General features: G+C 40.7%; 14 protein-coding genes. 12 read left to right on the top strand and 2 right to left on the bottom strand.

Annotated elements, in window-relative coordinates; translation table 11 throughout:
• Positions 1-128 precede the first annotated feature (128 nt).
• A complete protein-coding gene (locus tag DBT_RS00450) occupies positions 129-2,027 on the bottom strand; it encodes a hypothetical protein (protein ID WP_067615355.1) in 1,899 nt (632 codons plus the stop codon).
• Between the two features lie 167 nt (positions 2,028-2,194).
• Positions 2,195-3,163: a GDP-mannose 4,6-dehydratase gene (locus tag DBT_RS00445; RefSeq protein WP_067615353.1), complete on the bottom strand. Its 969-nt coding sequence runs from the start codon at positions 3,161-3,163 to the stop codon at positions 2,195-2,197.
• 328 nt (positions 3,164-3,491) lie between these two features.
• On the opposite strand from DBT_RS00445, the gene rpoZ reads away from it, so the two are divergent.
• The 12 genes from rpoZ (at position 3,492) to DBT_RS00380 (ending at position 14,911) form a co-directional block, all read left to right on the top strand.
• The gene (rpoZ, locus tag DBT_RS00435) at positions 3,492-3,758 is read left to right on the top strand and encodes a DNA-directed RNA polymerase subunit omega (RefSeq protein ID WP_067615349.1); all 267 of its coding nucleotides are present in this window, start codon (positions 3,492-3,494) and stop codon (positions 3,756-3,758) included.
• A 3-nt stretch (positions 3,759-3,761) separates the two neighbouring features.
• Positions 3,762-4,895, top strand: coding sequence for a molecular chaperone DnaJ (gene dnaJ / locus DBT_RS00430; RefSeq protein ID WP_067615347.1), 1,134 nt, complete (start codon positions 3,762-3,764; stop codon positions 4,893-4,895).
• Positions 4,896-4,910: 15 nt separating this feature from the next.
• Positions 4,911-5,393, top strand: a complete 483-nt coding sequence (moaC, locus tag DBT_RS00425; RefSeq protein ID WP_067615345.1) for a cyclic pyranopterin monophosphate synthase MoaC — start codon at positions 4,911-4,913, stop codon at positions 5,391-5,393.
• 15 nt (positions 5,394-5,408) lie between these two features.
• The gene (gene dksA, locus DBT_RS00420) at positions 5,409-5,771 is read left to right on the top strand and encodes an RNA polymerase-binding protein DksA (RefSeq protein ID WP_067615343.1); all 363 of its coding nucleotides are present in this window, start codon (positions 5,409-5,411) and stop codon (positions 5,769-5,771) included.
• A gap of 1 nt (position 5,772) precedes the next feature.
• A complete protein-coding gene (locus DBT_RS12585; RefSeq protein ID WP_067615341.1) occupies positions 5,773-6,531 on the top strand; it encodes a hypothetical protein in 759 nt (252 codons plus the stop codon).
• Between the two features lie 5 nt (positions 6,532-6,536).
• Positions 6,537-7,934, top strand: coding sequence for a glycoside hydrolase family 57 protein (locus DBT_RS00410; RefSeq protein WP_067615339.1), 1,398 nt, complete (start codon positions 6,537-6,539; stop codon positions 7,932-7,934).
• A gap of 10 nt (positions 7,935-7,944) precedes the next feature.
• Entirely contained in the window at positions 7,945-8,964 is a 1,020-nt protein-coding gene (gene galT / locus DBT_RS00405) for a galactose-1-phosphate uridylyltransferase (protein WP_067615337.1), read from the top strand.
• A 200-nt stretch (positions 8,965-9,164) separates the two neighbouring features.
• On the top strand, positions 9,165-9,524 hold the full coding sequence (locus tag DBT_RS00400) for a response regulator (protein ID WP_067615335.1): 360 nt from the start codon (positions 9,165-9,167) through the stop codon (positions 9,522-9,524).
• Positions 9,525-9,628: 104 nt separating this feature from the next.
• Positions 9,629-10,582: a GGDEF domain-containing response regulator gene (locus DBT_RS00395; protein WP_244155268.1), complete on the top strand. Its 954-nt coding sequence runs from the start codon at positions 9,629-9,631 to the stop codon at positions 10,580-10,582.
• 181 nt (positions 10,583-10,763) lie between these two features.
• On the top strand, positions 10,764-12,704 hold the full coding sequence (locus tag DBT_RS00390; RefSeq protein ID WP_067615333.1) for a flagellar hook-length control protein FliK: 1,941 nt from the start codon (positions 10,764-10,766) through the stop codon (positions 12,702-12,704).
• 15 nt (positions 12,705-12,719) lie between these two features.
• Positions 12,720-13,409: a flagellar hook assembly protein FlgD gene (locus DBT_RS00385; RefSeq protein WP_067615331.1), complete on the top strand. Its 690-nt coding sequence runs from the start codon at positions 12,720-12,722 to the stop codon at positions 13,407-13,409.
• A gap of 2 nt (positions 13,410-13,411) precedes the next feature.
• A complete protein-coding gene (locus tag DBT_RS00380) occupies positions 13,412-14,911 on the top strand; it encodes a flagellar hook protein FlgE (RefSeq protein WP_067615329.1) in 1,500 nt (499 codons plus the stop codon).
• Positions 14,912-14,913 lie beyond the last annotated feature (2 nt).

Here is a 14,913-nt window from a genome sequence, read left to right as displayed (position 1 = left end):
GGCAAGGGGGTAAAAAAACACTAAATATGGATTCACCCAAAAAGTGAATTTAGTGAGAAGCCAGATGTTAGCTAATACTCTATAAAATCGTAAATAATTCATTTTTGCCCCCTTTTGCCGTGCAGGATTTAGGTCCTAATTTTTCTATTACGAATACTTACAATCTTTTTCCCTTTTGGGCCATACGCTTCATGGGTAACTGGTTTTGGTGGGATAAGACTGGGAACTTTTATGCAGGGAACCCCTACTTTTTGAGCGATACAGTAAAATTCATCTAAGACCTTAGGGGAAATAGACATTATTGCCACAAAGATCTTTTTTATTCCAAATTGTTTTACCAGCCTGGGAATGTCATTTCTCCCACCAATAACCTTTACACCGTGGATTATTTGTCCCTTTTTAGCAGGATCGTCATCTATGAAGCCCACAGGTAGGTAGTCGTGATAGGGATTTTTCCTAAGCTCTCTTAAAAAGAGATCTCCTCCATCACCAGCTCCTATTATGAGGATGGGGATCGTGTGTTTGCGTTCCCTTTCCATGTCAAAATATTCCTTGAAGAGTCGCAAAAGGAGTCTGACTCCACCTATAAATAGAAATGTCAAAATTGCATCGTTTACAAAGACAATTCTAGAAAAACCTTGGAATCTATAAAGAAACAGTAAAATTGTCATAGAAATGAGTGAACTGGCAAAAACGGCCTTAATTAGTTGAAACAGGTCCCATATACCCACAAATCTCCATTGTCCCCTGTATAGGCCAACTGCCCAGAACGATGTGATTTTTATTGCGACGATGAGTGGAAGGGTCTGTTCGATTAACTTCATATTTACAGGATCAATCTTTCCCTCGAATCTCAATAGATACGAGGCAATATAGGCAAGACATATGAGTACGGTGTCGAGAGTGGCCTGAAGCATTTGTTTTTTATTAAGAATTTCCCGGAAGACAGGGTTTGCTGTCAGAGTTTTTTGTGGCGAAGATTCCTGATAAACAAACCTTGTTTGATGAGAAAGGAATATACCAAAGAGTAAGGCAATGATTGATATAAGAGCCAAGGCGACAAAAAGTCCTTCTTTACTATGTCTTGACAGGACAATAGTAAGTCCTGAAACACATGCGGCCCAGAGCATTAATAGGAGTACTGTCTTAGTTTCAGACAATCCTAACAATACAAGCCTGTGTGAAGTGTGATCCCTACCCCCTTTGAATATGGATCGCCCGTTTTGTGTTCTGGTAAAGGAGACTAGGGCTGTATCAAATATAGGTACTATGAGTATAGCTACAGGGACCGTGAGGACAAGTACGAGGTTTGTGAGTCCTGCTATACCAGAAGAGGGCAGTTCACTATTACAGTGCCAAGTACCAATGATAGAGAGCATTGCTAGGACAGAGCCGATAAATAGACTACCACAGTCTCCCATGAATATGCGAGCAGGATGAAAATTGTAAATGAGAAATCCGAGAGTAGCACCAGCTAGCAGTACTGAACCATTTAGTAAAATGGGACATTTTAGACTAATATAACCAAAAACAAAAAATGAAAGAGATGAAACAACGGCTATGCCAGCTGCAAGCCCATCCATATTGTCTAAAAGATTAAAGGCATTTACTATAGCTAGGACCCAAAATATGCTCATCACAATGGAGATGGCAGGAAGACCTATATTGAGTCTGAAGCCACCAGCCACTATGAATGCACTTATAGCGATTTGGGCCAAGAATTTGCCCTGGGGAGTTAGTTCTACAACATCATCTATGAGGCCTACTAGGAACATTGAGGAAGCGCATATCAGAAATAAAATTTCTTGCCATGAGTGTAATTGAGTGAAGGCAAAAGGGACTGTAAAGGCCAAAAAAATTCCAATTCCTCCAAATAGTGCAGTAGGTTTGCTATGCCACCTATCTTCTCTTGGTTGAGCCACCAGGTTTAAAGTTCGAGATGCCCATATTATACCAGGAGTGAGAAGGGCAGAGAGACTAAAGGCCATCAAAAATAATATGCCGCTGTCCATAAAGATCTGTTTCATGAAATGAGACTTCTCCGCCAGTAGCTAGAGGCATTAAAAAGGTGGTGAGCTAAGAGTAGCGTACACACCTCAAATGTATTGCAAAACACCAAAAAGTGTATGATTTGTGATGTTATAGGATAATGTACAGTAAAGGCTCTTCTAAGACCTCCTACCATGACATGGCCTTAATCTGCCTTTGTCCTAAAGTATTCAATAGTCTTCTTGAGAATTTCATCAAGGGGAGTGTTTGGAGAATAACCGATTAGGGCCTCAAGTTTTTCAAGGGATGGGACTCTTCTCATCATATCTTCAAAGTCTTTTCCATAGGCTTGATTATATGGGACCAATATTATTTCTGAGTTGCTATTGGCAAGCTTTTTAATTCTTTCTGCCAACTCTTTAATAGATACTTCTTCTTTTCCGCCAATATTTATTATTTCTCCAATGGCTGCGTCACATTCCATGAGTCGCGTTAAAGACTCAACAACATCTCCAACATAGGTGAAAGTCCTGGTTTGGGTGCCATCTCCATACACTGTAATTGGTTCATCTCTGAGGGCCTGTTTTATAAATCTCGGTACCACCATTCCGTAGAGACCGGTTTGTCTTGGACCAATGGTATTAAAACATCTAAAGATAATTACTTCGAGTTTCTTTGTCCTATGATAGGCAAGTGCAGTGAATTCATCTACGAGTTTTGCCGCTGCATAACTCCAACGCATAGTGCTGGGAGGGCCATAAATGAGATTGTCATCCTCTTTTAACGGCGCATGCATGTGCTTACCATAGACCTCTGAGGTAGAGGCTATGAGCACCCTTTTTTTGTGACGGTTTGCACAATTCAAAACTATTTCTGTACCCTTAATATTGGTTTCAATAGAGGTAAGGGGATTTTCTAGTACGTACTTTACACCAACGGCAGCAGCGAGATGTATTACGCAGTCTGCCTCTTTGGTGAGTTCATCCATTACCTCTTCATTCAAAATGGTATCATTTACATATTTGAAATTAGATAGTCTTTGCAGGTGCGCAATATTATCTAGTGATCCTGTGCTTAAATTATCAATTACAGTTACATTGTCACCTCTGGAGACGAGGTGGTCCGTAAGGTTGGAACCGATGAACCCCGCTCCTCCAGTTACCAAGATATTCATTAAAAATCTCCTCCATACCGTAGGGGAACTTCAGTGTTTTTATTCGTTTTTCTTTTAAAAGGCAAGGGATTCATAATGAATTTTTTGTTTTTCTCACCTTTAATACATTGCACCTTAATTTTCGAATTGGCAAGTTTGCCATTGAGGTAGGATGCTTCCTGTACGTATGTTCCAGGATCACCCAACAGATTTACCAATTTAGCCAATGTCAAAAGCATGCTATGAATATGGGTCATGCAGGATTTTGGTTGCATGGAAAGATTGTAACATTATAATAATCAAGCTTTAAGTCCTGTATTAGAATTCCATTGTAATTCTGGAGGAAAAAATGGCACGAGTAACAGTTGAAGACTGTCTGAAAAAAGTTGGAAGTAGGTTTGAATTGGTACATCTTGCTGTAGAGAGGGTGAAACAGCTTAGAAAGGGGGCCCAACCCTTAATTAAGTGTAAAAACAAAGAAATCGTTGTTGCTTTGAGGGAAATTGCTGCAGGAAAGGTGACCTTTGATAATATTGAAGAGTTAGGAAAAGAGGCAGAAGAACAGCGTATTTTTAAGGCCCTAGAAGAAGATGCTTCTGGTGTCATAGCAAAGTAGATTATGAAAAGGGACTACTACGAAATCCTAGGAATTTCTCGTTCCTCTACTCAAGAAGAGATAAAAAAGGCCTATAGGAAGCTAGCATTAAAATATCATCCTGACAGAAATCCCGGGGACAAAGAGGCTGAAGAACGCTTTAAAGAGGCAGCAGAGGCCTATGAAGTTTTAAGGGATCCTGAAAAGAGGAGATTGTATGATGCATATGGCCATGAAGGTCTTAAGCAATCAGGATTCCAAGGTTTTTCTGGTTTTGATGACATTTTTGGTGCCTTTAATGATATTTTTGGTGAATTCTTTGGCTTTTCGTCTCGTGACGTGCATAGTCGAAGAGGCCCTCAGCCCGGCAGGGATTTGAGGTATGATCTCAGTATTACCTTTATTGAGGCAGTCAAAGGCGTAGAAAAAGAGATCGAGATAGAGAGGCTTGAGACCTGTAGTTCGTGTAGTGGAACAGGTCTTAAAGAGGGAACCCATCCTTCAATATGTAGGATGTGCGGTGGTCGAGGCCAGGTAGTGAGGGCTGAGGGTTTCTTTAGAATTGCTACAACATGTCCAAATTGTAATGGCTCTGGGCAAGTTATAGAAAATCCCTGTCCTTCATGTGGTGGAAAGGGTCGAAGGCCTCAACGTCAAAAAGTTACAATACGTATACCTGCTGGAGTGGATACAGGTTCTAGGCTGAGATTGCGTGAAGAAGGTGAAGCGGGCTTAAGAGGTGGGCCAAGAGGAGATTTATACATAGTATTGCACGTAGAGCCCCATGAATTTTTTGAACGTAGGGGCAATGATGTATATTTTACCATGCCTATCTCTATTTCACAGGCAGCCCTTGGGGCCAAGGTAGAGGTTCCAACTCTGGATGGAACTAAAGAAATAGAGATTCCTCCTGGACTTCAAACAGGGGAGAGCATTCGCCTCAAGGGAGAAGGTATACCTGATTTACGGGGTCTCGGTTCAGGAGATTTTGTTATTCAATTTTTTGTGAAAACACCTCAAAACCTCACAGAACGCCAGAAGGAATTACTAGAGGAATTTCAGAAGATAGAATCTACTAAAGAGGAGACTCTCCAAAAAGAAGGGGGATTTTTAAAGAAATTCCTAAAAAAGTTCGATTTTTTTGAGAAAGAAGGTTAAAAAAGGTTCTTGAAAATGGTAAAGGTACTTTCCCATTTAGATGATCAGGGCAAGGCAAGGATGGTGGATGTCTCGGGAAAAGTCCAGACGTCTCGCGAGGCTATCGCATCCTGTGTAGTTAAGATGGGAGAAGATGCCTTCTCTGCCTTGTTGGATAAGTCGGTTCCAAAGGGGGATGTCTTTTCCACGGCTAGAATTGCAGGGATTCTTGCTGCTAAAAGGGTTGACGAGCTTGTTCCCTTATGTCATCCTCTGCCTCTTAATTTTGTGGGGATTGATTTTGATTTGATCCCTGAAGAAAGGGCCGTAAAAATTACGGCAACAGCTCGTACTACAGCTAAAACCGGGGTGGAGATGGAGGCCATGACTGCTGCAACAGTCGCAGCCCTCACTGTCTATGATATGTTAAAGGCATTGGAAAAAGGTATTGTAATAACCAATATTCAACTTGAATATAAATCCGGGGGAAAAAGTGGTACCTGGAAAAAAGAAGCATAGCTTACGGAGGATTTCATGGATCAGAAACAGCTTGACCACTTTAAAAAGATTCTCGAGGACAAGCTTAATGAGCTTCTTGGAGAGGCAGAGCAGACTCTAGAAGAAATGACAGACATGAATGGTCATTATCCCGATATTACTGATAGGGCTACAGTGGAATCCGATAGGAGTTTTGAGTTAAGGATTCGAGACAGAGAACGTAAGCTTATTAAGAAGATAAAAAAGGCCCTAGAAAGGATCGAAGACGGTACTTACGGGATATGTGAGGAATGTGGTGAAGAAATAGGGGTAAAACGCCTAGAGGCACGACCTGTTGCAACCTTATGTATTGAATGTAAGGCGCGTCAAGAAAAGGAGGAAAAATTAAGGGGCTTATGAGATGACTTTAAATGTTGCCTTCCTATGGCACATGCATCAGCCCTTATACATAGATCCTGAAAATCAAGAGTTTTTGATGCCATGGGTAAGACTGCATGGAGTAAAGGCCTATAGCGATATGATAAGTGCCCTTGAAGGGGCTGACGACCATGTAAGAGTTACCTTCAATCTGGTGCCCTCCCTTCTATATCAATTAGAACAGTATTCTAAAAAAAAAGACAGGTTTCTTGAGTTAAGCCGACGTCTACCTCAAGATCTAAATTTCCAGGAAAGGGTCTTTATTTTAAGACATTTTTTTTCTTGTCATTGGCCCACAATGGTGGAGCCTTATGAAAGATACAGGCAATTACTTGAGTGTCGCGGAAGAGAAATTAATAAACTGAATTTAGAAGAAATATCGAGGAGGTTCTCTGACGACGACATAAGAGATCTACAGGTCTGGTTCAACCTTACATGGGTTGGATTTTCTCATAGGAAAGATCCTTTTATCCAGGGACTGCTTAAAAAGGGGAGACTATTTACCGAAGATGAAAAAAATGGGCTTCTGGACTTTCATTTATCGGTCCTTGAGGCATTAATAAGTAGATATAGAGAGCTTTGGAAAAGCGGGAAAATAGATATTACTACAACTCCCTTTTATCATCCAATATTACCATTATTGATTAATTCAGATAGTGCCCGGAGGGCCATGCCAGATGCAATGCTTCCATCTTGTTTTTCATATCCTGAGGTGCCTTGGCCCAGTTGTCTAAGTCTGTAGAATATATGAAAAGGCTTTTCGGAAAGTCACCTAATGGGCTTTGGCCTTCAGAGGGTTCAGTATGCCCTGAACTCATTCCATTGGTCAGAGAGGCCGGTTTTAAATGGATGGCAACGGACGAAGGGATTCTCAAGAGAAGCATTGGCCATGTCTCAGATCCCAATCTTTTTGAGCCATACTATGCTGAATACAAGGACTATTCTATACCAATTGTCTTTAGACACCATGAACTCAGTGACCTCATTGGCTTTGTTTACCATAAAACAGATACAGAAATTGCCATTAGGGACTTTCATAGTAGGCTAAAGGAAATATTGGAACATTGCAAAAGACATTCACGTCCACCATTATGTGCCATCATTTTAGATGGCGAAAATCCATGGGAGTATTATCAGGACGGAGGTCAACATCTTCTAACAGGAATTTATAATGAGATTTCAAAGGATCCAGAGATTCAGTTTGTAACAATAACAGAGTATCTGGAAGAATATCCACCGACAAAAACTATAAAGCAGCTTTACACTGGTTCATGGATAAACAGTGATTTTTCTATTTGGATAGGAGGCAAAGAGGAAAATACTGCTTGGGAGGAACTCCTTTCTGCAAGATCGGCCCTTTCAAATGAAGAAGGGACACACACAAAAGACCCGAGTATTTTGGCAGAGGCAAGAGAGTGGATATATGCTGCAGAAGGGAGTGACTGGTTTTGGTGGTACGGAGACCAGTTTCATTCTGATTTTGCCTTATTATTTGATTCTCTTTTTAGGTCATATCTCAAGAGGGTCTATGAGACTATAGGACAACCATGGCCCTCTTCATTGGATACACCCATAAAGAGGGAAAAGGCTGTAAGTCTTGTTAAAGAACCCATGGGATTTATAGATCCAGAGATAGATGGAAGGCTAAGCTTTTACTGGGAATGGTCTGGAGCTGGTTCCCTTGAGGCAAGTACTCTCACTAGCATGTATAAACCTGTTTATTATATCAAGGAAGTCCTTTACGGATTTAATTTAAACTCTCTATTTTTAAAGGTCAGCCCCTATGAAAATCCGGACCGTTGGCATAGGGAATCCCTAAAGATAGTTGTAAACATTCGAGGCGAGAGGGTAGTCAAATTTGCCCTAAAGTTTTCAGCAAAAGAGGGAGAACCACATCAGCGTTACGAGATTTTTGTTGACGGACAAAAAAAGAACTGCGAGGATGTAGGTGTTAGGTATGGATTCCACGATATTCTCGAGCTCGGTTTACCGTTTGCTCTATTGGGAAGGGGAGAAGGAGAGGAGTTAGATTTTTTTGTGGAGGTATTTAGAGATGGGGTCGCTGTAGAGCGTTGGCCTGAAGTGGGTGCTGTTGGGGTAAGGGTCCCAGATAAGGATTTTGAGAATCGACTTTGGCTAATTTGAGATAAAGAGCATGCCTGAGTTAAGACGTGATCCAATTATTGGTCGTTGGGTAATAATTTCAAAGGAAAGGGGAAAGCGTCCCTCTGATTTTATAATTGAAGAAGAGCGGACAAAAGGAGGCTTTTGTCCCCTTTGTCCAGGCAATGAAAATACTACTCCTCCTGAAGTGCTTGCATATGGCAGACCTGTTTTTGCCCCCAATACCCCTGGATGGACACTTAGGGTAGTTCCCAATAAGTTCCCGGCCCTCGTGATTGAAGGCGATTTAGATAAGAGAGGCGAGGGCATTTATGACAAAATGAATGGAATAGGGGCACATGAGGTCATTATAGAGACCCCTAATCACAATGAGACAATCTCTGATATGCCAAGAGAGCAGCTCATCCAGATATTTAGAGCATATAGAGATAGGATCCTAGATCTGAAAAAAGATTCACGATTTAAGTATATTATAATATTTAAAAATTTTGGGAGGGCAGCCGGGGCGTCTCTTGAGCATTCTCATTCTCAACTCATTGCCTTACCTATTGTGCCACACAGGATTGAAGAAGAAATTAAGGGATGCCTAAGATATTTTGATTATAAGGATAGATGCGTCTTTTGTGACATTATAAGGCAAGAACGTTCTCAGAATATAAGAATTGTAGCGGAAAACAGGGAATTTGTGGCAGTTTGCCCTTTTGCTCCACGGTCACCTTTTGAAATATGGATTATGCCCAAAAGGCATCAATCTTCATATACTGATATGGACGAAGATCAGCTTTTAGGCCTTACTAATCTCTTTAGTGAAGTAATGAGAAGGTTAAATAAGGCCCTACCCCGAGTCCCATATAATTATATGCTTCATAGTGCACCTCTAAGAAATGGCTCTCTTGAACACTATCATTGGCACATTGAAATAATGCCCAAATTAACTATGGTGGCAGGATTTGAATGGGGTACAGGTTTCTATATTAATCCTACACCTCCTGAAGAGGCTGCGCGCTTTCTCAGGGAGATAGATATTAGGAAAGAGTTTAAAAAGACCTAAGTATTGATAAATGATAAGTGCTCATAAGGTGTCCACTGTCCGTTGTTGAGGAACCATTGATTTATGGGAAGTAGGTTCATTAAACACTACGCTGTTTCGAATCTATTGAACCAAGTGAGGGCTTACAGACTAGGAATTTGCAGCAATAACTTATTGCTGTACCTCCACTGAGGCCTAATCCAAAAAGGAGGATATTTATAATGGGATCAAAAAAGAAGATTTTAGTGGTAGATGACGAAGAAAGTATACACCTTCTTTATAGAGAAGAACTCGAGGATGAAGGATATGAAGTGATTTCTGCCATGGACGGAGAAGAGGCTTTAGCTCTCTTTGATGAGATTTGCCCAGATCTTGTAATTCTGGATATAAACATGCCTGGTATGGATGGCATCGAAGTTTTGAGGCAGATGAAACAAAAGAGACCTGATGTGCCAGTGATATTGAGTAGTGCTTATCCTGAGTACAAACAAGATCTTGCGTCGTGGGCCTCAGACGATTATATAGTTAAATCCTTTAATTTGGATGAACTCAAGGATTCAGTCAAGAGACATATAAAATAATTTAAGAGCTTTTTTAAAAAATGCAAGATAGAAGGACAACTTGTCTTTAACCATATTCAATAGATTACCAGTGACATTTTTCGTGGGAGAGTGGGTTAGGAAAATTGGTTGACCTCCGAGAGGACTCAGAACGTTTTGCCTATGAAGAAAAGCAATCCATTATAGTAGTTGATGATGATCCCGCAATTTTAGGGATCGTAGGTCATTTTATAGACTCTATAAACATTCCCTTTAAAATAGCAAAAGATGGGGTTGAAGCCCTGGAGTTAATGGAACAAGAGCATGCGACGATAGTAATTACTGATCTTTTAATGCCCAGGATGGATGGAATGCGTCTCATCCGCGAAATAAAAAAAAGATGGCCAGATACAGATATAATAGTAATGACGGGCTATGGGAAAGACTTCAGTTATACTGATGTAATTAGTGCTGGAGCAAGTGATTTTATTCAAAAGCCATTTAATTTTAATGAACTCGAGGCAAAATTGAGGCGCGTCATTAGAGAACGTAACCTCAGGGCCACATTAAAGAGACTGTCTATTAGAGATGGATTAACGGACTTATTCAATAGAAGATACTTTGAACAAAAGCTAGAGGAAGAGGCAGAGCGGGCCTATAGACAGGGCTATCCCCTTTTTTTGATCTTAGTAGATTTAGACAAATTTAAACCTGTAAATGATACCTACGGACACCAAGAAGGTGACAAGATACTCAGAAATCTTGCAAAAATCCTTATAAATTCCACTAGAAAATATGTTGATTCAGCGTTTCGATTTGGTGGAGATGAATTTACCTTGATCATTCCACAGGCAAATTTAAGACAAGTCCAGATCATTGCTGAACGCATTAGACAAAATTACCTTGAGACAGACCGCAAGGGAACAACCCTTAGTATAGGGATTTCAAGATTTAAAAGGACTAATAGAAAGTTGAGAGATGACCTATACACGCTCATCCATCAGGCAGACGAGGCCATGTATAAAGCAAAAGAGCTTGGGGGTGATCGTGTGATCGTACACAAAAGCGCCATGGAAGCAAGTGCCCAGTATGATGGGTAAAATGTTCCTCAATCAATTCTTGAGAATTTTCAAATATCCCCACAGCTTTTTTCAATCCCATAATAAAAAGTAACTTTTTAAAGCTATCTTAAAAAGAGTTTAGAGCTATCTCATACCAGGCACGTCTTTTGCAATTCATGTTTCAAGACCATACGCATGCTTTGCAGAGGAAGACTATTAGATGATCCTGTTAAGTGAAATATTGGGATTGATGACTCCAGGATCTTTGATCAAAGGATCCACGGAAGGTTTTGTCGCAGGAGAAGTCTTTGCAGAAGATCATCAATTTGTGGAAATGTTCAACGAGGCCTTGGCTGGATTGTGCAAAGATGCTGGAGAAAATGGCGTTCAGGGGTTGAAGACTCAGGTCTTAGGAGAGCTTAAGGAATTTTTAACGAACCTTTCCAAGGAGCAGTCTAATGGAGATTTGACTTTAGAAGGCTATTTAAATGAACTTTTTAAGGCCCTTAATAGTTTTTCGAATCCTTTAGATGAGCCTGTTGAAGGCAGTAGCCCTGAACCTCAGATGGATTCGTTACAAAGTCTAGAAAAAGAGGCAAAAATTAAAGATAATACGGCGGAATCTAAAGGAAGGGAGGATGGGCAAGGATTTTTATTTGGGATTATTGATCTTATAGAAAAAAATTTCACTGATCCTCTGAATAAAGTAGTTTTTTTAAAAGAATCACAATTAAAACCTAATGAATATTACATTAAAACAGGTCCTATTGGCCTTAATAAGGAAATTAATGCTGATGATCAAATAAAACTAGAATTCTTTAAAGAAGATGGAAAAAAGATCCCATCTGAGAATCACTTTTTGCAATCTGATCTTTCACCTCACAATAAAAAAATATCTGAGCTTACCGAGAGCTTAAAAAGGATAATTGATTTTCTGAAGTCTAGTCCAAGCGAGTTTGAGGAGTTTCAAACAAAGGAAATAGTTCAACAGACTCTTCGTCAAATAGATGTTTCTAATAAAGCCCCTATGGTTGAATCACAGTCAACAGCAGGGGGTAAGGATGTAAAAGGTATGCCTTATTCCGCAGTCTCGGAAGATCTAGCCTCTGGCGCTAAATATCGTGGGATTGCGAATATAACTGTAGAGAAAGATCACTCCAAGATTCTGGATAGTTTTGAAAATCAAGAGGAGCCCTCCTTTGGTCCATCCAAAGGAGATTTTTTTCAAGATGGTTTCAATGTAATACGAGGAAAAGTACATGATTCTCCTGTGTTACAGCAAGAATCAGTCAAAATAGCTAAGTTTGGAAATGAAAGCTTGGAGCTTGATAAGTTTTATAAAAATCAAGAAAAGGGAAATTCAAAGAAAAACATATCGCCAAATAAAATTATTTTAAAAGATGAAAACAATCAGAATATATCTCTCTATGACCAAGGAGAGTTAAAAGAGAGTAATGGTAAAGTCTTGGCTGATGGCAAAGCAATCGAAGACTTGAGAGAGATTAGTCCTTTTAAACAAGAAAAAGCTAATCGTAATAATATTGATGAGCCTAATTTGGCGAAAAATAATGCAAAAAATAGCAATTTTAAAGAAATAGGGCATGTAACTGGCTCTATTCAAGATCATTCTGTTAAACCCGGTCTTGGAAATACGTCCTATGCTCAGGCAACAGATACGGTAAAACCGCATGTGTTGGATCAAGAGGCCGTTGAGCTCGTTAATACAATTGGTAAGGGCATAGTTCAATCCATAAAAAGGGGAGAGAATCGATTGTATCTAAGGCTTCATCCCCCTGAACTTGGGCGAATAAAGGTGGATTTGAAGGTAGACCAGACAGATAACACTGTAAAGGCGGCTTTTGTAACAGAAGTTAAAGACGTTAAGGGCCTACTCCTTCAACACCACAATATTTTGAAAGAGACATTGGCACATAGTGGTTTTCATCTCCAAGAATTTAGTGTGGATGTATCAGGTCATGAATCAGGATCAAATGCACAAACACAGTGGAGTTTTCACGATCGTTACAGGGGAAACTCTGATGGTAGCACCAAAGGACTGTCTTGGAAAACAGCTAAATCAAAAAATATAACTGAGGATCAAATTAACAGATCTCATTTTATCTCTTGGACACAAGGGCAAGCACTTAGCATTAGGGTTTAAGGAGGCAGAGAAGAAATGGCAGTACCAACAATAAATACTGTGAGCAATAACGGAATAGAAGAACTAAAAGCGGCCTCCAATAATCAGAGAGCCCAGCTAGACCGGGAAGATTTTATGAAACTTTTTGTTACGCAACTTCAGTATCAAGATCCCATGAATCCAATGCAAAGTGCTGAGATGGCTACGCAGGTGGCCCAGTTCAATATGGTTGATCTCATGTATAAAAACAATGAGGCAATTACAAAGCTCGTAGATGCTACTGAAGCCAGTAGTTTGACGGAATCCGTAAGCTTTTTAGGAAAGGATGTTACCTACAAAGGGAGTGCCGTAAGGTTAACAGAAGGTGGAGCTGACCCAGTAAAGATTCAACTGGACAAACCGTCTGCCTCAACCCTTGTCACTATAACCGATGAACAGGGAAGAATAGTAAGAAATATAGATATTGGAGGGATTCAGGGTGAAAAAACCGAATTTGTCTGGGACGGGAAAGATGATGCAGGAGAGACAGTGAATCCTGGTACATATTTCATGACAGTTACAGCTCTTGATCAAGAGGGCAACAATCTGGATACCACCTTGTGGACTCAAGGCACAGTGGTTGGCCTAAAGACAGAGGTAAATGGAAATATAGCACTGTCTTTAGATACTGGAGAGACAACAAATCTTAAAGATATTCAAAGCGTAAAACAAAACCTAGGGAGGTAAATATGGGTCTAACAAGTTCGCTTTACTCAGGAGTTAGTGGGCTCTCAAACATGGGGACGGCCATGCAGGTCATCGGCGACAATATTTCAAATATCAATACTACAGCCTTTAAAGGGGCAAGGGCTACATTCCAAGATATTATGGCCCTAAACATTAACACCGCCAGTGGCACATCTCAGATAGGACGCGGTTCATCTATGGCAGACGTTTCTCCATTATTTATTCAAGGATCTTTTGAGAGCACATCATCTCCTACAGACCTTGCCATTGCGGGAAATGGATTTTTTATCGTCACTGATCCAAAGGTGGAAAACAGCTTGTATTACACCCGTGATGGTCAATTCCACTTGGATCAATTTGGATACTTGGTGAATCCTGCCGGGTTAAGGGTGCAGGGTTGGAAGATGGAGACTCAACCAGATGGTTCCGCTGAAATAATTGGTGGGATACAGAGCATTCAAATATCAAATTCTTCACCACCAGTAGCAACAACTCAAACAACATTAACTGTCAATCTGGACAGCAGGACTCCTGGACCTGTGAGCCCAGCTACTCTTTGGGATGACTGGGTTTCCACAGATGGTAAAGATGCAGGGACCCTTACTGCAAATGTTCATTATGAATATAGGACCTCCCTAAATATATATGATAGCCTTGGAAATACCCATGACCTTACGATCTATTTCGACAGGACTGCAAATGAGAGGGAGTGGGAGTTTTTAGTGACTATGAATCCCAATGAGGATAAGAGCGCTGCTGCTGGTACACCACAGGCTGGGATGTTAATGAGGGGACACATCAAATTCACTCCTCAGGGACAAATTGAGGCGATCTACGGACAGGCCGGAGATCCAACCAGTCCCATTGAACGTTTTAATGGTGGTACCTGGGAGCCAGTAACCTATGGAGATCATAATTATCCGCAACTAGTGGCATTTTTTATACCGCCAACAGGAACTGTAAATCCATCAACGGGTCAGGATCAGTCTGCACAGATTATAGAATTCAATTTTGGCGCACAGGCAACTCTAGATCGTACCACATCTCCACCTACGGTTTTAAAGTGGAATACAGATGCCATCAGTTCAACCCAGTATGCCAATCGTTCAAGTACTATCTTCTATGACCAGGATGGATTTGGGCCAGGTTTTCTCGAAAGCATTAACGTAGATTCAGAGGGGGTTATATCTGGCCATTATTCAAACGGTCGGATTGTAGCACTAGCACAGGTGGCGTTGGCACGTTTTAACGCACCTCAGGCCCTTGGCAAAGAAGGCGGTAATCTCTTTCGTCAAACTACTGCCTCAGGGCCGGCAATTACAGGTCAACCCAGGACTAATGGATTAGGATCCATAGCATCTAATGCCCTAGAGCAGTCTACAGTGGATCTTGGAACTGAATTCGTAAAGTTGATAACTACCCAAAGGGCCTTTCAGGCGAACTCTAGGCTTATAACTACTACAGACGACATGATGAGCGAGCTCCTCAATATGAAGAGGTAAAA

The sequence above is a fragment of the Dissulfuribacter thermophilus genome, from assembly GCF_001687335.1.
In the GTDB taxonomy this organism is placed as follows: Bacteria; Desulfobacterota; Dissulfuribacteria; order Dissulfuribacterales; family Dissulfuribacteraceae; genus Dissulfuribacter; species Dissulfuribacter thermophilus.
The sequence above is the reverse complement of the archived record's forward strand: the minus strand, read 5'-3'. Positions and strand labels throughout refer to the sequence as shown.